The following is a 25,681-nucleotide window of genomic DNA, read 5'->3' as shown; positions in this document are numbered from 1 at the left end:
CCCCCCCCCCCCCCCCCCCCCCCCCCGAGCAAGCAGCAATACTAAGTAAGGCAATAGACTTTCAAACACAAGTTACGCTTATTCTCCCTGTAACCACGCTCACGCAAATATTAGAGTCTGTGCGCACTATCATTTTGAATTGGACTTTGACTCTTGAAGAGAAGGGGATCTTCGGCGAAGGACTACTCTTTAGCAATCAGGAAAAATTGTCGGCGACAGAAACACCCCAAAATGTTACGAATTTTTTCGGGACGGTGATCAACCCCCAGGTTCAGCAAGGTAGCCAGAATCCGATCCAAATCAACGAGCAATCTGTTGACCTTCAGGGTATTGAAGCGTTGTTAAAGTTCGTCCGAGCGAAAGAAAATGAACTTCCTCTCAATGATGAAGATAGAAAAGAACTAAATGCAGAACTTTCAACGCTTGAAGCGCAGGTAATATCCCCTAAACCTAAGTCTTCGATAATCCGAGAATGCCTGTACTCCTTGCGTAAAATTGTCGAAAGTGCAGGTGGAGCAGCGGCGGGGCACGTCTTGGTCGAACTCGCCAAACAACTACTCTAACCCGTACCCAGAACCCAAGTTCCCTTACTGCTTGTGATACACCTGAATCTGGTGCTCGCCTTTGCCTTTTTCGTCGGTGGAGACCTGCTTGATGGTCAGCGTCTTGCCGTCCGGTGAGATGCTGCGCTCCAGGAAGCGGAGAATCTGACCGTCTTTGTCGGTGCGAATCTGCTGGATGGTGAACGCGTCAATTATGCGGAACTTGCTCTTCTGCCCGGGCAGGTTGTCGGCATACTCCCTGCCGGAGTAATCGTCGGTCTGCATCTCGGTCTGAATCTTCTTGCCATCGGCCTCGGTAGTGCTCAGGTAATGCGACATCTTGCCCGACCCGTTCATCTTCCAGTGGTGGACGCGCGACTGCGGCGTGGGCTTCGGCACCGGCTGCGTCTTCGCGAAGTCCTGCGCCCAATCCCCCACCAGCTTCTGCAACGTGGCATCAATATTCTGCTGCGCCCGGCCCATCTGAGCTGTCCCGCCTGCCATCGCCAACAACATCAACACTGCCAAAACTCTCTTCTTCATAACGGTCCTCCGTTCCACATGATGACTACCGCAATGTCCGGCATTATAGCGCACTGCCCGCACTGCCAGTGCTATAGTATTTTCAAAGGTTCGCCATGAAACTTGAATTCACCGCGGTCTTCGAGAAAGTTCCTGAAGGCTACCTCGGATTTGTCGAAGAGTTGCCCGGCGCCAACACCCAGGGAGCGACGCTCCAAGAGGTTCGAGACAACCTTCAGGAAGCCATCGCATTGACTCTGGAATCCAATCGGGCGTTAGCCGAGGATGAGTTGCGCGGCCAGGACGTAATCCGCGAGTCCGTTCCCATTACTTCTCTATGAAGCGGCGCGATCTAGAGAAGCATTTGGAAAAACATGGCTGTGAGTTTTCCGCGAAGGCGGAAATCACACCGTTTACATTAACCGCAAAACCCGCAAATCCTCCACAGTTCCCCGGCACCGCGAAATCAATGAATTCCTTGCTCGCAAGATTTGCAAGGACCTGGAAATCCCCGAACCCCACAGCAAGGCCGAGTAAACCTGTAATATATAAGTGAAATTGTTTTCGGTCTGGCGAGCGACGCGCAGCGGAATTTCCGCGGCGGGGCGCTGGCGAGGCCTATTCGTGTTTGCGCGCGATCGAGGACCATGCGAAAGAGTCCGCTTATCAAACTGTTTCAGGACGTTGCGCGCAGCGCCGAGTTCCGACGCCTGCTGGCTGCGCTCGACGTCTCCGCGCCGGGATTCAAGCCAACTGCCTCTGATGTTCCGCTGCACGCCACGGGGTTGGTCGCGCCCGCGCGCGCGCTGCTCGCTGTGCTGATGCAACAGCAGATGGGTCTGCCGCTACTCTACGTCACGCAATCGAACCGCGATGCCGAGCAGACGCTCGACATCATGACGGCGTGGACCAAACTTCTCGGCGCGCCCGCGCCCGTCTTCATCCCCACGCATGACATCCGCCCCTATCAAGGCCTCTCGCCGCACGCCGACATCAGCGAGAAGCGCGCGCAGGGACTGGGCAAGCTGGCGCGCGGCGAAGCGTCCATTGTGGTGCTGCCCATCGCCGCGCTGGCCAGCCGCGTGGAGCCGCCAAAATTCTATCAGCGCCTGGCGCGCACCATTCATCGTCGCGAGCAGGTTGATCTCGAGGAATTGTTCGCGCATCTGGACTCGGCCGGCTACACGCGCCACGATCCGGTCGAGATGCCGGGGCAGTTCTCGCAGCGCGGCGGCATCCTGGACATCTTCCCCGCCGAGGCGCGACGCCCCGTGCGCATGGAGTTGAACGGCGATGAAGTCGAGTCGCTGCGAGAGTTCGACGTGGATACGCAGCGCTCGGTCGGCGGACGCGACCACGTGGACCTGCCGCCGCTCACCGAGTTTCCAGTGCTCAAGGACCTGCTCGAAAAACTCGCCGCCACGCTCGGCCCTTCCGCCTTCGACTACGAAACTTACGTTACCGGCGAGCCATTCCCCGGCTGGGAATTTCTGCTGCCATTGGTCCAGCCGCTGCATCACACTGTCGGTGACCTGTGCCTGGAAGCGGTGTATTTCCTCGATGAGCCCGCCGAGTTGCAGCGCGAGATGGAGCGGCTGTGGACCATGCTCGAATCCGAGCACGCCGAGGCCGCTGAAGCCGCCGCCGCGGCTGCTGCCGAGAACGCTGAGAAAGCCCGCCCCATCGCCGCGCCAAGCAGTTTCTACATTACCTGGGATGATCTGCGCGGCAAGCTAAAGGGCCAGCCCGCCGTGCGCCTCTCGGGCCTTGACCCCGCGCCGCCCGCAACCGTTTTCTCATTCGCGTCGCAACTGGCGATTAATTTCCACGGCAATCTCCCGATCTTCTTCGCCGAGCTGCGCAAGCTGCTGGAGGGCCAGTTCCGCGCCGTGATCCTGACCGGCAGCTCCGGAGAAACCGAGCGGCTGGCCGAGTTGTTCACCGAAGAGAAGGTTCCCTTCCGCCTGCTCGAAAAAACGTCCGGTGAGTCACTCACCGATGAAGATATCGCACTACCGGTCTGCTGGCTCGGCACCGGAATCGCCGCGCACGGCTTTACGCTGCCCGGCGAGCGCATCGCGCTGTTTGGCCATGCGGACATTTTTGACACTTCGCCCGCCGTGGCGCCGCCACCGCCATCGCGCTCGCAGGTCTCGGCGTTTCTCTCTGACCTGCGCGACCTTGACCCTGGCGACTACGTTGTTCACGCCCATCACGGCGTCGGTTGCTACCACGGGCTCAAGGAGATTGTCTCCGAGGGTGTGACCACCGAGTTCATGGAACTCGAGTACAAGGACGCCAACAAGCTCTACGTCCCGCTCACCCGGCTCGACCTGATTCAGAAATATCACGGCATGGGCGCGGGCCTGGATGACAAGACCGGCGAGGTCGCGCGCCCGCCGCTCGACCGTCTGGGCGGCATCACCTGGGGCAAGACCAAAACGCGCATCAAGAAATCCATGGAGGAGATGGCCGGCGAGCTGCTCAAGCTTTACGCCGAGCGCGAGGCCGCCGAAGGCTTCGCCTATCCGCCTGATGACCACTGGCAGCGCGAGTTTGAAGAGTCGTTTGATTTCGACGAGACGCCCGATCAGGCGCGCGCCATCAAGGATGTTTCTTCCGACATGACCCGCGAGCACCCCATGGATCGCCTGGTCTGCGGCGACGTGGGGTACGGCAAGACGGAAGTGGCCATGCGCGCGGCGTTTCGCGCGGCGCACAATCACAAGCAGGTGGCCATCCTCACTCCCACCACGGTGCTGGCTTTCCAACACTATGAAACCTTCCGGCAGCGCTTCGCCGCGTTTCCCATTCGCGTGGAGCTGCTCAGCCGCTTCCGCACCGCCGCGCAACAGAAGCCCGTGCTGCGCGATCTGGAGGCGGGCACGGTGGACGTGGTGGTGGGCACACACCGTCTGCTCTCGAAAGATGTCATCTTCCACGATCTGGGGTTGTTAGTCGTGGACGAAGAGCAGCGTTTCGGCGTGCGCCACAAGGAGCGCATCAAGGCCATGCGCAGTTCGGTGGATGTGCTGTCGCTTTCGGCCACGCCCATTCCGCGCACGCTGCACATGGCGCTGGCCGGGCTGCGCGACATGAGCGTCATCGAGACGCCGCCGCGCGACCGGCTGGCCATTCAGACCGTGGTCGCGCCGTTCACTGACTCGCTTATCAAGAATGCGGTGCTACAAGAACTCGAGCGTGGCGGGCAAGTGTACGTGGTTCACAATCGCATCGATTCGCTTCCAGCGCTGGCGTCGCGCATCCAGGAGATGGTCCCCGAGGCGCGCATCGGCATGGCGCACGGGCAGATGAACGAGCGGCATCTCGAAAAAGTCATGTACGATTTTGTGCAGCACAAAACTAATGTGCTGGTGGCTACGACCATTGTCGAGAACGGCCTCGACATTCCCCTCGCCAACACCATCATCATCAACCGCTCGGACCGCATGGGCCTGTCCGAGCTCTATCAGTTGCGCGGGCGCGTGGGCCGCTCGAATCGCCGGGCGTATGCGTACTTGCTGGTGCCCTCTGAAAAGGAGCTGACGCCCATCGCGCGCAAGCGTCTCTCCGCGCTGCGGCAGTTCACTGACCTGGGCTCCGGCTTCCGCGTGGCCGCGCTGGACATGGAGTTGCGCGGCGCAGGGAACCTGCTCGGCGGGCAGCAGCACGGCCACGTCAACGCCATTGGCCTGGAGATGTACACGCAGATGCTGGAGTCCGCCGTGCGCGAGCTGCGCGGCGAGAAGGAGACGCCGAAGCTGACCACTACCATCAACCTGGGCCTGGACATCCGCATCCCGCCCGCCTACATTCCCGAGGAGCACCAGCGCCTGCGCATGTACAAAAAACTCAGCTCGCTGCGCACTGCTGAAGAGAAGCAGTCGATCGAGCAGGAACTCACCGACCGTTACGGCGCCGCGCCCGAGCCGGCCAAGAACCTGCTTTTTTACGCCACACTGAAGCTGCTGGCCGAACCGCTGCGCATCGTCTCCATCGAGCGCAAACGCGACACGCTGGCCATCCAGTTCCAACCCGACTCCGCCGCCGACCCCACGCGCCTAATGGACTATCTGCGCAAGAATCCCGCCGCGCAATTCACCCCAACGGGCATGTTGAAGCTGCGCACCACCGCCCGCCCGCAGGACGCGGTGGGGCAACTCGAACATTTATTAGCCTCAATACAAATTGCTGGAATGTAACTCACCATGGGATTGTGTGTTGTTAGAATCAGTCACAGTGCCCATCACGGCAAACGGTCGGCGAGTTTATGATCTCTCGTAAATTGGTCCTCGTTCTCGGAGCTGGTGCAAGTAGGACGTATGGTTTCCCTTCGGGTTGGGAATTGACGAAATCCATGTTTGATACGGAGTCCAACCCAGATCAAAATTTTTATCAGAAGCTGCTCGGATGCAACTTCCCGGGAGAGATGATTCATAAGTTTCGCCGTGAATTGAAGTATTCCGCGGCGCAATCTGTGGACGCCTTTCTGGAGCACAGGACTGACTTCCTTGAGATTGGAAAAGCTGCAATCGCGTATCGATTGATTCCCCACGAACAGATTCCTGTTTTGTTCAAAGAGGATGCTGACAATTGGTACCGCTACCTGTTTGGAAAACTGAACAGTTCATTTGAATTATTCCAAGAAAATCAGATCGCTGTTTTGACCTTCAACTACGATCGAAGTCTTGAACAGTTTTTGCTAACGGCGCTTATGAACAAGTATCAGAAGTCCTGTGAGGATTGTGCGGCCGCCCTGCAATCCATTCCTATCGTTCATCTTCATGGAAAGTTATGGGACTTGCCTGGAATGGGTAAGGACGAATTCGCATACAACGCGGACCATAGCGATCAGAGAGTACTCAACGGGGCAAAGGGAATTCGGATCATTCATGAGGACCAACCCACTGAGGAGTTCGAACTTGCTGGAAGAATTATTGATTCAGCTGAAAGAATCTGTTTTCTCGGCTTTGGATATGATAAGACCAACCTCTCTCGCTTGATAAGATCAACAAAAAACCGAGAGCAGCAAATCTTCGGTAGTGCAATCGGGCTTACCAGCCAAGAGGCCCAGAATGTAGAATACTTACTAAGGGAGCTTGGCTTTCAAGCTATCCATGGGATTAGGAGTTACTGGCACCTGACCAGTACGCTTCAGTTTCTACGAGAAGCTTGTCCATTTGATTGGGATTGATGTGTGCATTCAACAAACACCGAATTTACTCGACGTTGTTGCACTTCTGGAGGACCAGTCGGCGCACGAATTGCTCCGCGGGCAGGTTGAAACCGTGGTGCAGCAACTGGCTGACGGAGTGTTTGAAGTGGAGTTTGTTGACAATGACGGACACACCTACGCCTGCCTGCCGCTGCGCACCGGTTAACTGATGGTACTCCGCCACGAGCTGAATCACGCCTGATCGCCTATTTCCGATTCAAAAACTCCTCCAGCGCGGCGATGATCTGTGCGCCGTAGGCGGCTACTTTGCGTTCGCCGAAGCCGAAGACTTCCAGCAGTTCGGCGGGCGCGCGCGGGCGGAGCTGGCAGATTTCGTCGAGCGAGCGGTCGTGCATGATGATGAAGGCCGGGATGCCCTTTTCGTGCGCCAGCTTGCGCCGCCATGCGCGCAGGTGTTCGCGCAGTTCGTGATCCGGCTCGGCGGCGGGCGCAGACTGTTCAAGCGAGGCGGCGTAAACGGGGGCGAGCGGGTGCTGCTCCGCAGGCCAATCGGCGGAACGCGTGGCGGGCCGGTCGGCATGACGGCGTGTGCTGCTCTCCGCAGGCTGGGACCGTTGGCTGGCGGCCAACTCGGCAGGGGGTCCGGCGGGGTATCTCGGTGAATCTTTCTTCGGCGCTGACGCTGTCGTCGCGGCAGTCGCGCCACGCTTGCGCTTGCGCGACTTGCTCTGCGTCGTGCTCATGCCATAAACATCAACCAGCCACTCGGGGTTCTGGCCGCAGACGTCGCAGGCGCTGCACATGCTCCACTTGGGCGTCTCGCCAAAATGCGTGCAGATGCGCCGGTGGCGGCACTGGGGACGCTCGGCGAAGTCTCGGATTTCATGATAGCGCTGCCAGGCGCGCTCACGTTCGTCAGCGTCCTGAATCTGTTCGTTGAAATGCGCAAGCAAGCCCGCGTCGCGCTTCTGCCAGAGCAGAATACAATCGGCGGGTTGGCCATCGCGACCGGCGCGTCCCGCCTCCTGGTAATACTGCTCGATGGACTTCGGCAGCGACGTATGCACCACGGCGCGCACGCCGGGCTTATTGATGCCGAGTCCAAAGGCCAGCGTCCCCACCAGCACGCGGACCTCGTCGGACATCCAGCGCTCCTGATTGTCGCGCCGCGTGGCCGCGCCCATCTTGCCGTGGTAGGACGTAGTCGGTATGCCCTGCTGATTCAGCCAGTCCGTGGTGCCCTCGACGCGCGCGATGGTCGGCTCATAGACAATGATGCTTGCGCCGCTATGCCGCTGGAGCACGCTGCGCAGCAGGCCGGGCTGTTCGCGCGACGTGCATTGGCGCACGAGGTAGCGCAGATTGGGGCGATGGAAGCTGGCGATGTACTTGTCCGGCGCGCGCAGTTGCAGTTGCTCGATGATGTCATGCCGCACGCGGCGCGTGGCCGAGGCGGTGAACGCGGCAATGGCGCAGTCCGGAAAGTTGGCGCGCAGGCTGCTGAGTTGGCGGTAGTCAGGCCGGAACTCATGGCCCCATTCCGAGATGCAGTGCGCTTCGTCGATGGCGAACAGGGACACCGGCACTTGCCGCAGCCAGCCCGTGGTGTCCTCCCGCGCCAGCCGCTCGGGCGAAAGGTAGAGCAGGCGATACGCGCCCTTGGTTGCCTGGCGCATCACTTTGCCGCGCTCGGCCTCGCTGAACGTGCTGTTGATCGCGGCGGCTGAGATGCCCATCAAGTCGAGCTGCGCGACTTGATCCTGCATCAGCGCGATCAGCGGCGAGATCACCACCACGGTCTGCTCAGGCCGCAGAGCCGCTGGCAACTGGTAGCAAAGCGACTTGCCGCCGCCCGTGGGCATCACCACACAGGCGTCGCGCCCGGCCAGCAGGCTCTCCACGATGCGGTCCTGCAACGGCAGGAACGAGCTGTATCCCCAATGCCGCCGCAAGACTTCCAAAAGTTGGTCTGGCAGCAGTTCACTGTTCTCCGCGCTCATGCTAAGGAGTATAGGAAATGAACCGGCCCGCGTCTATGCGCGGCTTGGCGTTTCGTCGGCGGGGCGTCGTCGAAGCCTCGCTCCGTGCCTTGTTAGGCACAATGGCGCGCCTTTCGCAGCTTGCCGCCGAGTTGAATTGACGCTGCTTTTTTCAACGTGCTACTTTGGGGGCTGAGTCTTCCCCCCGGCGGCGGTGCACGCAGTGAATTTGTTTTTCTTCTTCCTACAAACCGAAATTCCCAGCGAGGCGGCCGCGCCCATACAGGGCAGCGTATTTGACCTGCTGGTGCAGACCGGTCCTGTCGCCAAATTTGTTTTGCTGGTGCTGCTGGGCTTCTCGGTGCTTTCCTGGGCCATCATTTATGTGAAGTGGCAGCGCTTCGGCTCGCTGCGAACGCAGGGCGAGAAATTTCTGAGCGCGTTTCGCAAGGCGCGCACCATGGCCGATTTTAACGTGCTGCTCGACAACTTTCCGCCGCATCCGCTGAAGGCAGTCTTCGAGGCGGGATTCCATGAGGCCATGTCGCAGTCGAAGGACACCGGCGGGCCGGTGCGCAATCCGGCCTCGGTAACGCGAGCCTTGCAGATCGCCGCGGCGCAGCAACTGAGCGAGCTCGAGCAGAACTTGAACTGGCTGGCGACGGCAGGCGCGGTGGCTCCTTTCGTTGGACTGTTTGGCACGGTCTGGGGCATCATGGGAGCGTTCCTCGGGCTGGGGAATGCGGGCGCGGCCAGCATACGCGCGGTGGGTCCGGGCATCGCCGAAGCGTTGATCACCACGGCGGCGGGTTTGTTCGTGGCCGTTCCGGCGGTGATCGCCTACAATCAATTCTTGAACCGCGTGCGCGAGATGGGCGTGCGGCTGGACAACTTCTCGCTCGAGTTTCTCAACGCGGTGGACCGCAGCGGCTCGTAGCAGTCCGGTGCGCCGCAAGTCTTCGCGTGCCGTGTTGCATACTGGTCCAGTACAACCTGAGCTTCGTCCCCCCGCATCCGAATGGAAGTCCGCCGAAGTAGTCCGATCGAAGTGGTCCAATCTGAGGTTGCAAAATGGCATTCACTAACTCACAGGGCAGAACGCAATCTTCGCTCTCCGACATCAACGTCACGCCGTTCGTGGACGTGCTGCTGGTCCTGCTGATCATCTTCATGCTGACCGCTCCGGTGCTGCAGTCCGGCATCGACCTCAGCGTGCCCAAGACGCGCACCGTGCGCGAGATCTCGCAGGAGCGCATGGTGGTCAGCATTGATCGCGCCGAGCGGCTGTTCCTGGGAAATGATGCGGTGAACATCCACGACTTGGGAGATAAAGTCCTCGCGCGCACGGGCAAGGACAAGCAACCCTCCGTGTTTTTGCGCGCCGACCAGGGCGTGCCTTTTGGCACGGTGGCCATGGTGATCGATGAGTTGCGTCAGTCCGGCATCGAGCAAATCAGCATGGTAACGGAACCCACGGGGCAACGGCGTTAGCGGGACTTTAGCAACAAGTAAGCGATTCGGGCAGACAATGATGTCCACAGCAACCTACATGCCGAGTCATGCGGAGATCGAGCGGGAGATGCTGAAGCGTCCCGTGATGTTCTCCGCCATCGCACACGTGGCACTGGCGGTGGCTGGCATCACCGCGACGCTGATTCGCGGTACCGGCGATATCTGGGGTGATCGCAGCGGCGGAGGCGGCACGGCCAACGTGCGTCTGGTCAGTTCGGCCAGCATTCCGCTGCCCGCGCCGAAAGTGGCCACGCAGAATACCGTGGCGACCGAGAACAAGGGACTGAACTATCCGGAACTTCCCAAGACCGCTCCGAAGCCCATGCCGAAGGCCGTTGATCCGAAGACAATTGACTTGCCATCCGCCAATGCCAAGGTAACGCCGCCGAAGAATACGCCGGAAAAAGTAAAGGAAGAGCCGCCGAAGACGCGGAAGGAAGTAGCCACCACCGGAAAGGGACAACCGCCCCAGGAGGCGCGCCTGCGCAAGCCGCCGATGGATGCGCCGCCGCAGGGCAATGAAATTCCCTATGGGCAGGGCGGCCCGGTGCAAGGCCCCTACGGCGCGTTTCAGACCGACGGCGGCAGCGGCGGAATCAATGTGGTGGGCGGATCTGATTTTGGTTCGCGCTTCAGTTCGTATGTCACGGCGATTCGCCAGCGCATCAGCAACAACTGGCTGCAAAGTTCCATCGAACCGAATATCCGCGTGGCCCCGCGCGTGTTCGTTACCTTTCAGATCATGCGCGACGGCCGCGTGGTAAATCCGCAACTGTCGACCGCCAGTGGCATAAGTTCGCTCGACCGCTCCGTGCTGCGCGCGGTATACGACTCCAGCCCGATGCTGCCGCTGCCGCCGGGATACACGGGATCGAGCGTCGCCGTCGAGTTCTGGTTCGACTTCAAGCGCTAGCGGACGCACAGGTTTTTGTTTCATTTTTTTGGCTGTCATTCCGAGCGCAGCAATCTGTCCTGAGCGAAGTCGCAGGGCGAGGAATCTGCTTTTGATTCGCATGAGCAGAAAAGCAGGTCCCTCGCTGCGCTCGGGATGACGACTGAATTGGGGATGACGTCTGATGAGGAAGGAAGATTTCCACTTTGCGAACTAAAGCCCTCATACGATCCGCGCTGGTATTGATCGCGCTTGCCGCTCTGGGATTGTTCGCCCGGCCTGCGGCGGCGCAGGACGACAGGATCCGCACCGGGACCGGCATTGGAGTTGAGAAGACGCGGCTGGCCGTGCCCAATTTCTACGCGGTGGCGAACCCGGGCGCGGCAGGCGAGACGTCGCTGGTGCGCGTGTTTGATGCCGTGCTGTGGAGCGATCTCGAAAACTCCGGCATCGTGGACCTCGTCAGCAGGAGTTTTTATCCCACGGCTATTCCGTCGCGGCCCATGGGTCTCGACCTTGGCCAATGGAGCGCCGTGCCCGCTAACGCGCACATGCTGGTGATGGGCAACGCCGCGCGCGCCGGCGAGCAACTGACGATTGAAGGCTGGCTGTTGGATGCGCGTAATCCGCAACAGTCCATTGTCCTGGCGCGTCGCTATACGGAACCCGCCAATGAGAAATCCATCCGGGCGGTGGCGCACAAATTCGCCAATGAAATTATCATCCGCCTCGGCGGCGGCGTGCCCGGCATCGCCGAAAGCCGCATCGCCTTTGTGCGCCGCGTGAATCCGCAGGTGAAAGAAATCTGGATGATGGATTACGACGGCATGAACCAGGAGCAGATCACCCGGCTGAACTCCATCTCGCTGACGCCGGCCATCTCGGTCGACGGCACTCAGATTGCGTTCACTACTTACGCGAAGAAGAACCCGGACATCATGGTGATGTCGCTGTTGACACGGCAGCCGCTGGCGTTCTTCAATCGCAAAGGGCTGAACACCACGCCGACATGGTCGCCAGACGGCACCAAGCTGGCCTTCACTTCTTCGGTAACCGGTGATCCGGAAATCTATCTCGGCGACCTGCGCGGCAACAATTCGAAACGGCTGACCTTCGCTCGCGCCGTGGATATCCAGCCGGCATGGAATCCCAAGACCGGCGCGCAGATCGCCTTTGTCTCCGACCGCAGCGGCCACCCGATGATCTACATGATGGATAGCGAGGGCGCCGACGTCACCCAGCTCGTCCAGGGCGGCACTCAGGCGCTTGATCCAGCCTGGTCACCCAATGGACGATTGTTGGCCTTTACCTGGAACCGCGATGGGGCTTACGATATCTATCTGATGGATGTGGCTACGAAGCAATTGGTGCAGTTGACGCGTGGAATCGGGCGCAATGAGCATCCTGGTTGGTCGCCCGATAATCGCCAGATTGCTTTTCAATCCAATCGTGCCGGCAAGCCACAGATTTTCTCTATGCTCGCCGACGGCACGCGGCTCCGCCAGTTAACATTTCAGGGTGAGAATACCGAGCCAGTGTGGTCGAGCCGCTAACGGTGAACAGAGTTACTACCCGGTATACGGCGAGCGGAATATTTGAATAACATACGTCTGAAGTCGAAGGAAGATAACGGAATGGTCATGCGCCGTTCAAATTTCGCGGCAGGAGTTCTGCTATTATTAATAGCGTTGAGCGCAAGCGGTTGCCGCCGATCGGTTCCGCCGCCACCACCGCCGCCAGCGGTCGGGGCCTCGGTCGTCAAACATTTGGAAGTAATGCGAGCGAGCATCTTCACAGTGAGTTCTTTATGTCCGATTGGGTTAGCTTAGTTACATAGACAAGCATTGTTCATCAATCAGGGAGGATCAGGAATGAGATCGACGAGACATTTGACAAGATGGGGCAGTAATCGACAGTCCAGCTATCTAACACTGGTGATTCTAATACTGGCAATCGCAGTATCCGGCGCTTGCCGACGCCGCGCCGCAACGGCCACGCCGCCCCCTGTACCGGAGCCAGCGCGCCAGGTCGCGCCCACTGTCAGCCTGACGGTAGAGCCCGCCACCATTCAGCGCGGGCAAAGTGCTACGCTGCGCTGGAGTTCGTCGGGCGCAACGGACCTCGATCTGCAACCGGCCTTCGGGCGCGTCGAGCAGCAGGGCTCGGTCTCGGTAACGCCAAATGACTCGATCACTTACACACTCACTGGACGCGGCCCCAGCGGCTCCACGCAAGCAACGGCGAGAGTTACGGTTACCGCCGCGCCGCCCCTGCCCCCTGTAGCGGCTCCCGCGCGGCCCACCGAGACCACGCTGCGCGAGCGCTATGAGCGCGAAATTCAAGACGCATTCTTCGACTACGATCAATCCGATCTGCGCGACGATGGCCGTAGCGCCATGATGAAAAGCGCCGCGTTCCTGCGCGACAATCCCACCGTTACCGTGCAAGTGGAAGGCCACTGCGACGAGCGCGGCAGCGTCGCCTACAACCTGGGCCTCGGCGACCGGCGCTCCAACTCGACGCGCGATTTCCTGGTCTCGCAAGGCATCTCTGGCGACCGCGTCACCACCATCAGCTACGGCAAGGAGAAGCCCTTCTGCACCGAGCAGAGTGAGTCGTGCTTCCAGGAAAATCGCCGCGCGCATCTGATCTGCACCAACTGCGGCATGTGATGCCATGCTTGATTTCATTGGCCCGCGACACTCGCATTGCATAATGCCATGCTCCGTGTCGCGGTGCTTGCTCTGATCCGCTCACACTTTTTACTAGGAGTCCGTCCATGAAACGCACTGTCTTATTTCTGCTCCTTGCCGCGCTGTTAACAGCCTCGCCCAGTTTTGCTGTGGACAAGGAAGTCATCCAGTTGCAGCAGAGTGTCGCACTGCTACAGGGCATGGTGCGCGAGATTCAACGCGGCATGGATGAGAAGATGGCCGTGCTGCAAACACTGGTCCAGCAGTCCGGCGGCAACACCGGCCAGATCAGCCAACAGGTGGGCGAATTGAAGACGTTGTTCCAGCACAGCGCAGCCGCCACCGAGGAGCAGGTCGAGTCCATTCACACACAGGTAAATGGATTGCAGTCATCCCTTGACGATCTGCGCGCGCGGCTCGACAAAGTTTCCGGGCAAGTGGCCAAGATTGAAGAGAACGCGCAGAACGCGGCCGCCAGTGCGACCATGACTACGGACGGCGGTGTCAGCGTGGCTCCGCCCGCGCCAGACGTGCTCTACAACACGGCGCTGCGCGACTACACCAGCGGCAACTATCCATTGGCGTTGCAGGAGTTCTTCGAGTATCTGCGCTACTACGCCAACACGCCGCTGGCGTCGAACGCGCAGTTCTTCATCGGCGATATCTACTATCAGCAAGGCCAGTTCGAGAAGGCCATCCAGGAGTACGACAAGGCCATCACGCTGTACCCCGACGGCGCCAAGACCGCGGCGGCGAAACTCAAGAAGGGCTTCGCCATGCTCAACATGAACTTGAAAGCGCAGGGCATCACGGAGTTGAAGGACTTGGCAGCGCAATTCCCCAACACCCCCGAAGCGCAACTGGCGAAGGACAAACTGGCAACAGTGGAAGCCCCCGCCCGCCGGACCACTGCTCGCTGAGAAGTCACTTAGAGATTGAGTCACTCGAGTGAGTCACTCAACTGAGTCACTGACTTCAGTGACTGACTTTATTTCTGCCAAAGCGGCGCGGGAGCGGGCACTGGTCCCCGCGGCATCACGCTTTCCAGGATGGCCCCGGAGCTCCCCATTTTGAGACCAGCGTCAGTGATTTCCGCGCGATCCCGCGCCGCGCAATCCTGACCAAATTCACCAACCTGACCAAAGTGCACACGTTCACGGTTCTGCCTATTCTGACAACATTTCGGGGTTGGGAATTGGGGGCTAGGGATTGGGGAAAATCCGCATCCTGCCTCCCGCCACGACTCCGAACTTTTCGCCGAGTATTCGCTTTTCCCGGAGACCGCAAGCAGCCCAAATAATTCAAATTTTCAAGTCTGACCAAATTCGCGGTTCCGACGGTCGCACTGGCCCTCGCCCGAATCGCTTTAGCCACCTGAAGGGTGGCATCCCTTCCGGGGTGATAAAATGGCTGATTGAGGAAATAACGCAGGAGGCCGCTATGCGCTGGACGCAGGGTGGACGCAGTCAGGATTTGGATGATCTTCGCGGCAGCGGCGGTGGACGCCGGCTGGGTGGCAGACTGGGCGGTGGCGGCGGGCGCATGGGGATCGGTGGACTGATCCTGCTCGGCGTGCTCAGCCTCATCTTCAAGCGCGACCTGCTCACACCATTTCTGGGCGTCACTACCGAGGGCGGCGGGTCGGCGATCTCGGCTCCCGATCCGGTGCGCGATTCCGCCGAAGAGCCAATGGTCCAGTTCGTCTCGTTCGTGCTGGATGATAATCAGAAAGTCTGGAAGGCCCTGCTCACGCAAAGCGGCGACACCTACCAGCGCGCGCGGCTGGTGCTGTTCCGCGATGGCGTCGACTCCGGCTGCGGTTTTGCCGAGTCCGGCGTCGGCCCGTTCTATTGTCCTGCCGACCAAAAGGTCTACATCGACCTCGCGTTCTACGACGAGTTGAAGCGGCGCTTCGGCGCGCCCGGCGACTTCGCGCAGGCCTACGTGCTGGCGCACGAGATCGGCCACCACGTGCAGAACCTGATGGGCATCAACGACCAGGTCCGCCGCGCCCAGCAGGCGAACCGAAACCAGGAGAATCCTCTATCCGTGAAGATGGAGTTGCAGGCCGACTGCTTCGCGGGCATCTGGGCGCACTCGACCAGCGAGCGCAACATCCTGGAACCCGGCGACGTGGAAGAAGCCATGCGCGCCGCGTCAGCCGTGGGCGACGACCACATCCAGAAAATGTCGCGCGGCTCAATCAACCCGGAGAGCTTCACGCACGGCTCCAGCGAACAACGCATGCACTGGTTCAACGAAGGCTTAAGAAGCGGCAACCCCGGCGCGTGCAACACGTTCGCCAAGTAGGTCCGCACGAATCGGCCACAGGGGCACGGAGAATTGTGGGTCCGTTCCATTGTTGGTGGGATCATGCCTGCGAGTGAAGTCGGTGCCCAGTTGCCCGAAGGGCATCACCGTGAATAGCCGCAGGTTTCAACCTACGGTTGCGATTCACGAAACGGTGCCGGCCCTGACGGGGCCGCACGCAACCGCTCACCCCGATGGGTTGCACATCACCACAACGCGGTCAACCTCCGAAGGTACGGCAGGGCAATGCCGCTGCGGCCGCAAGCATCCCCGGAGGGGATGAACAGGATAGCCGGGGGCATCGCCCCCGGTAACCGTACCGCTGATAGACACCGACCCTGAAGGGGTCGCACCATCCGCGCGCCGCATCCGCATCGCAAGATCCGACCCGCGACACTGATCGCCATATTGATGGCGTTCAGGAGCGGCCACCATCCACGCGAACCTGAGCGACGCAAGCGACCGGGCAATGTGGGAACGAAATTGTTCGACCTGCTCGTCTTAATGCGAAATGGCGTCGCGTACCTGATTATCCTGGACGCTCCATCACTGTCGCGGCTCTCGGATAATCTGTGCGACCCTTTCAGGGTCGAATTTGATATTGTGGATTGGCAACCGGGGACGTTGCCCCCGGCTATCCTCTGTATCCCCTGCGGGGATCGTCCGCGCAATCGACGTGGTTCGATACACCAACGATGTGAATGGCTGGAAACCGTGGGCTGGCAATGGTTCGGAAAAAGCCCACGGCGAGACAAGTCGCTCGCTGTGGCTACCGCGCTATCTCCATGACCGCAACTCCTCCGATTTCTTCTGGTCGCGCTCGAATTTCGCCCGGTATATAATCAGCGAGTTAATATCCAGGCTTGGGTTCCGCTTCAGCAACTCCGCTTTCCGGTTCTGCCACTTCTGCTCTTTGCTTTCCACCACTACCGAAGGTTCTTGTTCTTTCCAGACTGTCACCTGATTCTTTCCGGATTTCTTTGCGGAATACATGGCTTGGTCTGCGGCTGCTATTAGTGTCTTGGGATCAGGCATCTGCAATTGGTCTGAGGAAACAACACCAATGCTTGCTGTGATTTTCACCTTCCCTCCAGGGTTTTCATCGTCTATTGACTTTCGGATTCGTTCACCGGTAGCTACAGCCTCAGAACTTTCGTAATTAGGCAAGACTGCCACGAACTCATCTCCACCATACCTGTATAGCCTTCCCTTACCGGCCACTGCACTCCCCATGATCGCCACAACAGCCTCAAGGCATTGGTCCCCGGCTGGGTGGCCCAACGTGTCGTTAACCTGTTTAAAATTATCTAAGTCAGCGAATACCACGCTGAATACGCAACTCTTTTTTAGAAGCTCATCCAGATCGACAAGGAGGCCGTCTCGGTTTGGGAGCTGTAGTAGAGTTGGAAGTGCCACCTCGGAATCATTTTCCCGGGCACCCTTCATTAGGAAAATAATTTCGCTCTCCCTCAGAAGAGTTTGCCTGATCTCTCGGCCAGCCCTGATTTCGAAATCGGACAGTTGAGGTTGGATATCCTTAGGGTAGATGCGCGCGCAATCCAGGCATAGCTGTTGAATCATGCCTTTAGCGCGAAGCAATTGCTCACGATAAACGTCGTCCAACTTTCGTTGAAGCCACTTTTTGTCATCGACGGTTAATATACTTGCAGCCGCATACGGCTGTAGATATGCTTCAGTGAAATAGTCCCTAATTTTACTGAATGGCTCGTAGATCAAAAAGTTTGTGACTTCCGTAGCAAAGGGACTTCCGTGCAGAGTTCCGATTACGGCATGCCGTTCCCGTACGTTTGAAGATTCCCTCATCGCGGACTCGTACATAAGCGCAACCTTGTGCTCGAACAATTTGTTCCACAGCTCTTCGTTGCGCTTCATATTTCAACCCTCATAATGCTTCACGCGCAATTCCGCCCGCTCCACAGAATCCCGCCTACGAACAGCCGCCTACGAGCATCCTGACGTCGAGCCGCAGTTGCCGCAGCGGTAGCAACTGCCGTTGCGGGTCATGATGCTGCCGCGTTCGGAACAGCACGCTGATTACCGGTAGGTGTCTTCCCGCCGCAGGCCGCAATATTGAAGCACGACTTCGTTGCCATGCACATCATAACGGAATCGCCAGCGACCGAGTCGGAGGCGGTATTGACCCTCTCCTGGCGCGGCTCCCGTCAGCTTCTTGATGGGGTGCGTGAATGTCCGATTGTGCGGATCGCTGCTCAGAATTTCCCGGACTTGCCCAAGCCGGGAGCGCAATTCCGGGTGGTGTTTGAGCAATTTCAGAGTACTCCTCTCGAACGCCGGCGTAGCGCGAATCGAGAAGCTCGGGATCATGCGCGCGGACTGCGGCGGCTCGTGCTTTTTTTCTTTGCGGCTGCCGGAAGTCCCGCCAGAAATTCTTCTAACGGCCGACTCTTCCCGGCCAGATACTCCTCGTTGCTCTTTTGGATTTCACTTTGCACACGAGGGTCGCGGAGTTCGAGATAGTCTTCCAATTCCTCCGCGTCCATGATCCCAATCGTCGGCGCGCCATTGCTCTTCACAAAGAAGTATTCCCCTTTGTCATGGGCGCGCCTGGCAATCTTGCTAAGGCTGGCGCTGGCTTCCGCGATGGATAAATGGCGGACTGTTCTGGCGGCGAGCTTGGCCAAGGGTTCCTCCGGAAAGAGCTGGGAGCTCTTCGCCTATTATACGACGAAGCCCCACCGTAATCGAGTTCTCGCCTACGAACATCCCGATGTGCTGCCGCAGTTGCCGCAGCGGTAGCAACTGCCGTTGCGGGTCATGATGCTGCCGCACTCGGAGCAGGTGGGGGCGTCGGTCGCCGACGCGTTGTAGGCGGTGCCGGCGTGGCCCCCGCCGGATGCTGCGGCCCCGGAGGCACCTGTCGCCCCGGACGAATGTGCGGGAGCGGCCTCCGCCGTTTCTGCGTGGGCGCTGCCGACCCCGTTCGAGACCATGCTGCTGGCTTCCTTGCTTTCGTAGCCGGGCAGGAACTTCAGAGCGAGCCAGCGGAAGATGTAATCCATGATGGACTTGGCGTAGCCGATGTCTTTGTGGCCGGTCCAGCCGGAAGGCTCGAAGCGGGTGTGGCTGAACTTATCGACCAGGACTTTCAGCGGGACGCCATACTGCAGCGAGAGCGAAATGGCCAGGGCGAAGCTGTCCATCAGGCCGGAGACGGTCGAGCCTTCCTTGGCCATCACGATGAAAATTTCGCCGGGCGTGCCGTCCTCGTATTTGCCCACGGTGATATAGCCTTCGTGGCCGCCGATGGAAAACTTGTGGGTGATGGCCTGGCGCTCCTCAGGCAGCTTGCGGCGCGCGGCGCGGCGCGGTTCGCCAACCGCAGTTGAAGCCGCGGTCACTTCCTGTTGAATCAGCGGCGGCGCGGCGGCCTCGCGGCTCAACTCGGATTCCTTGGTCGAGCCTTTGCCCGCGCTCAGTGGCTGCACGCGCTTCGAACCGTCGCGATAAATCGCGATGGCCTTCAGGCCCAGCTTCCAACCGGCGTTGTACACTTCCATCACATCATCGACGGTCGCGTCCTCGGGCATGTTCACGGTTTTCGAGATGGCGCCTGACAGGAACGGCTGCGCGGCGGCCATCATGCGCACGTGGCCCATGGGCGCGATCATGCGCTTGCCTTCGGAGGGACGCAGTGAGCAATCGAACACCGGCAGGTGATCTTCCTTCAATTCCGGCGCGCCTTCGATGGTGCCGGTCTGGTCAATGTATTCGACGATGGAGGCGACCGCCTCCGGGGCGTAGCCCATGCGCAGCAGCGCGTCGGGCACGGTGTTGTTGACCACCTTGATCATGCCGCCGCCCACCAGCTTCTTATACTTCACGAGAGCCAAATCAGGCTCGATGCCCGTGGTGTCGCAGTCCATCATGAAGCCGATGGTGCCTGTGGGAGCGAGCACCGTAACCTGCGAGTTGCGAAAGCCGTTGCGCACGCCCAGTTCGTAGCACTCCTTCCAAACTTCATGCGCGGTGTTGACCGGCTCCTGGCCCGCGGCGCCGCCGGGCAAATTTTTCGCGTTGATCTTATCGAGCGATGCGCGGTGCATGGAGATGACGTCCAGCATCGACTCCTTGTTTTTCTCGTAGCCGGGGAATGGGCCGATGGCTCCGGCGATGCGCGCGCTGGTCAGGTAAGCCTGGCCGTGCATCAGCGCGGTAACGGTGCCGGCGAAGTCGCGGCCCGCGTCGGAATCGTAGGGCAGACCAGAAGCCATCAGCAGCGCGCCCAGGTTGGCGTAGCCTAGGCCCAGCGGGCGGTAGTTGTGCGAGTTGATGCCAATCTTCTCGGTGGGGTAGCTGGCGTTATCGACCAGAATTTCCTGCGCGATGATCAACGTGTCCACCGCGTGGCGATAGCCTTCGGTGTCAAACTGCCCGCCGGGCGTCAAGAACTTCATCAGGTTGATCGACGCCAGATTGCAAGCCGTGTCGTCGAGGAACATATATTCCGAGCAAGGGTTCGAGGCGTTGATGCGCCCGGTGGCCTTGGAAGTGTGCCAGCGATTGATGGTGGTGTCGTACTGCATGCCGGGGTCGCCGCACTGATGCGCGGCCTCGGCAATTTGATGCAGCAGGTCGCGCGCGTTGTAGGTTCCCGCAACTTTGCCGGTGGAGACTTCCTTGGTGTGCCACTCGCGGTCTTCCTCGGCGGCGCGCATGAAGTCGTCGGTGACGCGCACGGAGTTGTTGGCGTTCTGGAAGAAGATGGAGCTGTAGGCCTCGCCGTCGAGCGAGGAGTCGTAGCCGGCGTCCACCAGCGCCCAGGCCTTGCGCTCTTCCTTCGCTTTGCAGTGGATGAACTCTACGACGTCCGGGTGGTCGATGTTGAGGATGACCATCTTGGCGGCGCGGCGCGTCTTGCCGCCGGACTTGATGACGCCGGCGAAAGCGTCGAAGCCGCGCATGAAGCTGATAGGCCCGCTGGCCGAGCCGCCGCCGGAGAGCGACTCGTTGGCCGAGCGAATGGTCGAGAGGTTCGAGCCGGAGCCGGACCCCCACTTGAACAACATGCCTTCGGTCTTGGCGAGCGTGAGGATGGAGTCGAGCGAGTCCTGCACGGCGTTGATGAAGCAGGCCGAGCACTGCGGATTCTTGTAGCCGGTCTGCTCGAGGATCACCTTCTGGTCTGAGGGGCTCCAGTGCCAGTTGTTGATCTTGGCGTCGGGCTCGACGCGGTCGACACCGCAGTTGAACCAGACGGGCGAATTGAAGCTGGCCTTCTGGTGGAGCATGATGTGCGCGAGATCATCGCGGAAATTTTCGCCGGCCTGCGTGGAGGCGAAGTAGCCCTGCTGCTGGCCCCAGTCGGCGATGGTGTCCACCACGCGGCTGACCAGCTGGCGCACGCTGGACTCGCGCTCCGGGGTGCCGAGTTTGCCGTGCAGGTATTTGCTGGCGACGATGTTGGTGGCGGTCTGCGACCAGCTCCGCGGCGTCTCGACGTTCTTCTGCTCAAAGATCACCTTGCCCTTATCGCTGACGATGGAGGCGATGCGCAACTCCCATTCGACTTCGTCATAGGGCGACACTTTGGGCTTGGTAAAATACCTGGAAAATGTCAGGCCCTTGCGCGTGCCGGTCTGCGTTCCAGTATCACGTCCGCTGGTTTGTACTTGCCCAATGACTTGAATGTCGCCCATGCTGTTTCCCCTTTTTGCGCTTTGCCGGCCACTCTTAAGCGAGTCCGTTATCGCCATTAACTCTGCCAAACGGCCTGTTTATTGCCTGTTTGTTGGATGACAGAACAGCCCATCCAAGCCTCGAATAGGCCGGAAACAGCTCTAAAAATCAGCCCTGAAAACAGCCAAAATCTGCCGTTGTGGGATGCCATCATGCCCCCTATATCTAGTGGCTGTCAAGTCCCAACTTCCAATATGTTGCGTATTTTTTGTTTACGGTGAACATCTTCCGGCACGGGAGTAACCGGGGAGTGAACAGCGCCATCAGAGCCCCGACCGCCAGGGGGGGCACGTGCAACGGCCTGTGGTAACCGGCAAACGTGCCCCCTCTCTGGCGGTCGGGGCTCTGATCTGGGTATTGGCAGGCGGGGGGCGGGGATGAGAGAATCGCCGGGATACATATCTATGCTCAAGAACCGCTCATCGGACGGCCCCTCCGGGCCGGAACAGTCCAACACCGAACATTCCGGCCAGGCCGGCCAGGCCCGCCTGCGCGAACTGCGCGTCCGGCATCCGCGCTTTCATTACGATGGCTTCCAGCTCAGCCACCGCCCCGACGAGGCCACCCTGCGCGTGGAGTACCGCTTCCGGCTGGAGCCGGATATCGTCTTCACGCCCAAGCTGAAGATTCAGGGCGTGGACACGGCGCGTTTCAATCGTTTGCCGCGCGAGGCGCTCGATAATTTTTTCTTCCACATCGGACTGGTGGAGATGCTCAGTTATTGGAAGGCAGCGGCGCCTGCGGAGATTGTCGTTCATGCCGGCGTACTGAACGCCGAGCAGATCGAGTGGTGGCTGGACCTGCTGCGCCGCGGCATGGGCGAGTTCTTCTACGTCAACCAACTCGACTGGCGCGCGCCGGAGTTCGTGCGCATTGTTATCAACGCATCCGCTCATTCCTCTGCTTTAATCTCCGCGGCCACTACCTCTTCGGTCGCCATCCCCACCTCCTCCGTCGTCATCCAGAGCGCAGCGAGGGACCTGCTTTCCCCGTCGCCGGGAGAAGAGCAAAAGCAGGTCCCTCGTCGCTCCGCTCCTCGGGATGACGACAGCGATAACGGGGGAAAGGATCTCGTTTTGGCCAGCGGCGGCAAGGACACCGTCGTTACGCTCGAAACCATGCGCGCGGCGCAACGTGAGGGTGGCCGGGCGTTCGATTGCTTATTGCTGAATCCCACCAAGGCCGCGCTGGCCGTGGTCGCCGAAGCAGGCTGCACGGAACCAATCGTGGTGCGCCGGTCGATTGATCCGAAATTGCTGGCGCTGAATCAAGACGGCTACCTGAACGGGCACACGCCGTTCTCGGCGCTGCTGGCGTTTCTGGGCACCGCGGTGGCGGCGCTGTTCGGACACGGGCGCGTGATCGTCTCGAATGAGCGCAGCGCGGAGGAGCCGGGCGTCGAGTACCTCGACCATCCCATCAATCACCAGTACAGCAAGACGTTTGAGTTCGAGGGGAAGTTCCGGGCGTACGCGGCGAAGTATCTTCCGGTGGGCGATGCACACGTGGAATACGTCAGCCTGCTGCGGCCATTGTTCGAGCTGCAAATCGCCGAGCGTTTCGCGCGCTACCCGCAATACTTCCAGCACTTCCGCAGTTGCAATCGCGGACAGGCCGACAACTCCTGGTGCGGTCGCTGCCCGAAGTGCCTGTTCGTCTATGTGGTCCTCGGCCCGTTCCTCGATCACGGCCAGTTGATCGCCATCTTCGGCACCGACCCCTGCGCCCAGCCCGAGGCTGCTGAGATTCTGCGCACGCTGCTGGGCATGGATCGAGCCAAGCCCTTCGAGTGCGTGGGCACGCGCGAAGAAACAGTAGCCGCGCTGTTCCTCACCGTAAAGCACTTCCGCGACCAAGGCATCGCCCTGCCCGCCGCCCTGCGCGAAATCAGCGACACCATACTCGACTCCTGCACCAACCCCCTGGAAGTAGCCCAACGCGTAATGGCCGCCCACAGCGACGACCACTTCGTCCCGGATGAGATAATCCGCAGATTACGCAGATAGAACTACTGGAAAATCTCAGGCTTCAGCTCTGGCAGGTCAACGAGACGACTAGCGAAGCACCAACTGTGACACGTCCACATCTGCCAACGCTCATTTCTAGTTTGGACTGACACTGCGCAGGGCTCCAACTCCGTGGGCATGATTGGCTTGCCGCAAAAACAGCAAGGGCCCCACTCCACCTTGGTTCCATCAAAAATTTTTGACTCTTGCATGCACAATCACCTCCCCAAAAAGCAAACGCGGGTGGAATAACCACCCGCGCTTGGCACTCGCATTGCCATTCTATTAAGTTAGCAATTAGCTCTTCGCGCCGACCGCGACCGGCACGTGCGTGAGCCAGCCGTGGCGGTCGGGTTTGCGGCCTTCCACGATGGCGAAGAACTCGGTGCGGAGCTGCTCGGTGATGGGGCCGGGCTTGCCGTTGCCGACGTTGATGCGGTCCACGCTGCGCAGCGGGGTGATCTCGGCGGCGGTGCCGGTGAAGAAGGCTTCGTCGGCCACGTAGAGCATTTCGCGCGGGATGTCCTGCTCGACCACGGTGATCCCCAGGTCGCGGCACAGCGTCAGCACCGCGTCGCGGGTGATGCCGGGCAGCACGGACGAGCTCAGTGGCGGGGTGATGAGCTTGCCGCCCCACTGCACGAAGATATTCTCGCCGCTCCCTTCGCTGACGTAGCCGCGGCTATCGAGCGCGATGCCCTCCGAGTAGCCGTTGATCTCGGCTTCCATGCGGATGAGCTGCGCGTTCATGTAATTGCCGGCAGCCTTGGCCATGGCGGGCAGGGTGTTGGGCGCGATGCGGTTCCACGAAGAGATGCACACGTCGGCGCCCTCGTCGGCGGCGTTGCCCAAGTACTTGCCCCACTCCCAGCAGGCCATGTAGGTGTCGATGGGACACTTGCGCGGATCAACGCCGAGTTCATTGTAGCCGCGCAGCACGATGGGCCGGATGTAGCAATGCTTCATCTTGTTGGCCTGCACCAGCTCGATGGCGGCGCGCTCGAGTTCAGCGCGGCTGAAGGGGACTTCCATGCGATAAATTTTGCTGGAGTTGAGCAGACGCTGCATGTGCTCGCCCAAGCGGAAAATGGCCGGGCCGGAAGGCAGCGCGTAGCAGCGGACGCCCTCAAACAGCGAGCTGCCATAGCTGACGACGTGCGAAAGCACGTGGATGTTGGCACTGTCCCAGGGTATCAACTGGCCGTTGTGCCAGATCTTTTCCGATTTCGGTAGCGGCATAACTAGCGTCCATTTCTTCGTGCGCCCGCCGGGGTACCAGCGCCGCACGTTGTTAATTTAGCAATTATAACCCGAAAAAGCGTGGAACAAGCCGTGGAGATGATGCCCGGCTAGTGAGTCAATTGGAACGGTCCGCTGGAGCACTCGGGACGAATTTCGTTGTTGGCTATAATCTGCTTGTCGATTAGTTAGTCAGGTAGTTTGCCAGGCTGTCCGCGATCGAGTTTCCCAAAAGGCTGCTGCCGCCTATGCCCACGCCAGACCATTGGATGCAAAAAGCCCCATCAAACCGCAGTCGCGCTGGCGGCTCCTGGGCGGGTCATTGCTGTGGATACTGTTCGGCGGCGTATTCCTCTACTTCCTGCTTCCGGAAATCTATCTAAACCTCCAAGCCGCGCGATGGAATGCCGCCACCTGCACCATTGTTTTGGCCAGAGTCGCCGAGCAGCGCGACCGCGAAGATGGCGAGAGCCGCGTGCTCTATCGAGTGGACGTTCGTTATACCTATGAATTCGGAAAGGAGCGCCACGAATCCACGCGCTATCGCTTCGTCGATCCTTACACCGACAATCGCAGCGCTGCGCAGCGGACGGTGGATGCGTATCGGCCCGGCTCGATCGTGCCGTGTTTTTATTGATCCGGCTGACCCCGAACAGGCCGTGCTGGACCGCCGCCTTTCCCCATTCAATTTGATCATACTGCTCCCCGCCGCCTCCGTGGCCATGGGATTGTGGTCCCTGGACGCGCTTCTGTTGGGATTACTCCGCGGGAATAAGTGAAGAAGCAGAAGTTCGTTTGATGGGTGGCCGTGCCCTTGGCGGCAGAGATCCGATTAGGAAATCGGGATCAGCTTCAGCCCAACAATACCAGCGATGATCAGCGCCATGCAGGCCAACCGCGGCGCCGTGGCCGGCTCACCAAACAAGAGGATGCCGCCGATGGCCGCGCCACCGGTGATCCGGGCACCCCTTGCTCGAGCTACAGCCAGTCCATGCGCTTGAGCAGGGCCAGCAGGGCGGCGGTGGTGGTGGCCATCAGGGCGATGGCCAGCCAGCCGCCGAGGGGGTGGTCGGCCCAGGGGAGGCCGTGCAG

General features: G+C 60.0%; 22 protein-coding genes and 2 pseudogenes. 16 read left to right on the top strand and 8 right to left on the bottom strand.

The genetic code is table 11. The annotated features are described in order from the left end of the window. The first annotated feature begins 146 nt into the window (after positions 1 to 146). Positions 147 to 563, top strand: coding sequence for a hypothetical protein (locus EXQ56_11795; GenBank protein ID MSO21117.1), 417 nt, complete (start codon positions 147 to 149; stop codon positions 561 to 563). A 24-nt stretch (positions 564 to 587) separates the two neighbouring features. Here EXQ56_11795 and EXQ56_11790 read toward each other — a convergent pair whose 3' ends face one another. After that, entirely contained in the window at positions 588 to 1,085 is a 498-nt protein-coding gene (locus tag EXQ56_11790) for a hypothetical protein (protein ID MSO21116.1), read from the bottom strand. 95 nt (positions 1,086 to 1,180) lie between these two features. Between EXQ56_11790 and EXQ56_11785 the strand changes: the two genes are divergently transcribed. The 5 genes and pseudogenes from EXQ56_11785 to EXQ56_11765 all read left to right on the top strand — a co-directional run bounded on the left by EXQ56_11785 (position 1,181) and on the right by EXQ56_11765 (position 6,445). Further along, positions 1,181 to 1,405, top strand: coding sequence for a type II toxin-antitoxin system HicB family antitoxin (locus tag EXQ56_11785; GenBank protein ID MSO21115.1), 225 nt, complete (start codon positions 1,181 to 1,183; stop codon positions 1,403 to 1,405). Next, positions 1,402 to 1,601 (top strand): annotated as a pseudogene (locus EXQ56_11780) (type II toxin-antitoxin system HicA family toxin). Before EXQ56_11785 ends, EXQ56_11780 begins: the two are co-directional and overlap by 4 nt. Positions 1,602 to 1,711: 110 nt before the next feature. After that, entirely contained in the window at positions 1,712 to 5,266 is a 3,555-nt protein-coding gene (gene mfd, locus EXQ56_11775; GenBank protein MSO21114.1) for a transcription-repair coupling factor, read from the top strand. Between the two features lie 68 nt (positions 5,267 to 5,334). Beyond that, positions 5,335 to 6,258 carry a hypothetical protein gene (locus EXQ56_11770; protein MSO21113.1) on the top strand — a complete coding sequence of 308 codons (924 nt, stop codon included), beginning with the start codon at positions 5,335 to 5,337 and terminating at the stop codon, positions 6,256 to 6,258. 7 nt (positions 6,259 to 6,265) lie between these two features. Further along, on the top strand, positions 6,266 to 6,445 hold the full coding sequence (locus EXQ56_11765) for a DUF4926 domain-containing protein (GenBank protein MSO21112.1): 180 nt from the start codon (positions 6,266 to 6,268) through the stop codon (positions 6,443 to 6,445). Between the two features lie 40 nt (positions 6,446 to 6,485). Here EXQ56_11765 and EXQ56_11760 read toward each other — a convergent pair whose 3' ends face one another. Further along, a complete protein-coding gene (locus EXQ56_11760) occupies positions 6,486 to 8,240 on the bottom strand; it encodes an ATP-dependent DNA helicase RecQ (protein ID MSO21111.1) in 1,755 nt (584 codons plus the stop codon). Between the two features lie 235 nt (positions 8,241 to 8,475). Here EXQ56_11760 and EXQ56_11755 point away from each other — a divergent pair, with 235 nt between their 5' ends. The 8 genes and pseudogenes from EXQ56_11755 (at position 8,476) to EXQ56_11720 (ending at position 15,626) form a co-directional block, all read left to right on the top strand. Further along, complete coding sequence (locus EXQ56_11755; GenBank protein ID MSO21110.1) at positions 8,476 to 9,156, top strand: flagellar motor protein MotA; 681 nt, start codon at positions 8,476 to 8,478, stop codon at positions 9,154 to 9,156. Between the two features lie 134 nt (positions 9,157 to 9,290). Beyond that, on the top strand, positions 9,291 to 9,710 hold the full coding sequence (locus EXQ56_11750) for a biopolymer transporter ExbD (GenBank protein ID MSO21109.1): 420 nt from the start codon (positions 9,291 to 9,293) through the stop codon (positions 9,708 to 9,710). Positions 9,711 to 9,747: 37 nt separating this feature from the next. Further along, positions 9,748 to 10,644, top strand: coding sequence for a hypothetical protein (locus EXQ56_11745; GenBank protein MSO21108.1), 897 nt, complete (start codon positions 9,748 to 9,750; stop codon positions 10,642 to 10,644). 215 nt (positions 10,645 to 10,859) lie between these two features. After that, positions 10,860 to 12,176, top strand: a complete 1,317-nt coding sequence (locus tag EXQ56_11740) for a translocation protein TolB (GenBank protein ID MSO21107.1) — start codon at positions 10,860 to 10,862, stop codon at positions 12,174 to 12,176. A gap of 81 nt (positions 12,177 to 12,257) precedes the next feature. Further along, positions 12,258 to 12,362: pseudogene (locus EXQ56_11735) on the top strand (pilus assembly protein PilP). A gap of 132 nt (positions 12,363 to 12,494) precedes the next feature. Continuing rightward, on the top strand, positions 12,495 to 13,295 hold the full coding sequence (locus EXQ56_11730) for an OmpA family protein (GenBank protein MSO21106.1): 801 nt from the start codon (positions 12,495 to 12,497) through the stop codon (positions 13,293 to 13,295). Between the two features lie 107 nt (positions 13,296 to 13,402). Next, on the top strand, positions 13,403 to 14,236 hold the full coding sequence (locus tag EXQ56_11725) for a tetratricopeptide repeat protein (protein ID MSO21105.1): 834 nt from the start codon (positions 13,403 to 13,405) through the stop codon (positions 14,234 to 14,236). A gap of 520 nt (positions 14,237 to 14,756) precedes the next feature. After that, positions 14,757 to 15,626, top strand: a complete 870-nt coding sequence (locus tag EXQ56_11720; protein MSO21104.1) for a hypothetical protein — start codon at positions 14,757 to 14,759, stop codon at positions 15,624 to 15,626. A gap of 777 nt (positions 15,627 to 16,403) precedes the next feature. Here EXQ56_11720 and EXQ56_11715 read toward each other — a convergent pair. The 4 genes from EXQ56_11715 to EXQ56_11700 form a co-directional block, all read right to left on the bottom strand. Further along, complete coding sequence (locus EXQ56_11715) at positions 16,404 to 17,519, bottom strand: GGDEF domain-containing protein (GenBank protein ID MSO21103.1); 1,116 nt, start codon at positions 17,517 to 17,519, stop codon at positions 16,404 to 16,406. A 162-nt stretch (positions 17,520 to 17,681) separates the two neighbouring features. Then, entirely contained in the window at positions 17,682 to 17,915 is a 234-nt protein-coding gene (locus EXQ56_11710) for a hypothetical protein (protein ID MSO21102.1), read from the bottom strand. Between the two features lie 53 nt (positions 17,916 to 17,968). Continuing rightward, the gene (locus EXQ56_11705) at positions 17,969 to 18,289 is read right to left on the bottom strand and encodes a type II toxin-antitoxin system Phd/YefM family antitoxin (protein MSO21101.1); all 321 of its coding nucleotides are present in this window, start codon (positions 18,287 to 18,289) and stop codon (positions 17,969 to 17,971) included. Positions 18,290 to 18,361: 72 nt separating this feature from the next. After that, positions 18,362 to 21,304 (bottom strand): vitamin B12-dependent ribonucleotide reductase, encoded by a 2,943-nt coding sequence (locus tag EXQ56_11700; GenBank protein ID MSO21100.1) that lies wholly within the window; start codon positions 21,302 to 21,304, stop codon positions 18,362 to 18,364. Positions 21,305 to 21,748: 444 nt separating this feature from the next. Between EXQ56_11700 and EXQ56_11695 the strand changes: the two genes are divergently transcribed. Further along, positions 21,749 to 23,350 (top strand): hypothetical protein, encoded by a 1,602-nt coding sequence (locus EXQ56_11695; protein MSO21099.1) that lies wholly within the window; start codon positions 21,749 to 21,751, stop codon positions 23,348 to 23,350. Between the two features lie 297 nt (positions 23,351 to 23,647). Here the strand turns inward: EXQ56_11695 and EXQ56_11690 are convergent, their stop codons facing one another. Beyond that, positions 23,648 to 24,589 carry a branched-chain amino acid transaminase gene (locus EXQ56_11690; protein MSO21098.1) on the bottom strand — a complete coding sequence of 314 codons (942 nt, stop codon included), beginning with the start codon at positions 24,587 to 24,589 and terminating at the stop codon, positions 23,648 to 23,650. 265 nt (positions 24,590 to 24,854) lie between these two features. Here EXQ56_11690 and EXQ56_11685 point away from each other — a divergent pair, with 265 nt between their 5' ends. Next, complete coding sequence (locus EXQ56_11685; protein MSO21097.1) at positions 24,855 to 25,226, top strand: DUF3592 domain-containing protein; 372 nt, start codon at positions 24,855 to 24,857, stop codon at positions 25,224 to 25,226. Between the two features lie 195 nt (positions 25,227 to 25,421). Here EXQ56_11685 and EXQ56_11680 read toward each other — a convergent pair. Beyond that, positions 25,422 to 25,681 (bottom strand): hypothetical protein (locus tag EXQ56_11680; protein ID MSO21096.1); only part of this gene is annotated, 260 nt, incomplete at its 5' end.

Source organism: Acidobacteriota bacterium (assembly GCA_009691245.1).
Lineage (GTDB): Bacteria > Acidobacteriota > Terriglobia > 2-12-FULL-54-10 > 2-12-FULL-54-10 > SHUM01.
The sequence above is the reverse complement of the archived record's forward strand: the minus strand, read 5'-3'. Positions and strand labels throughout refer to the sequence as shown.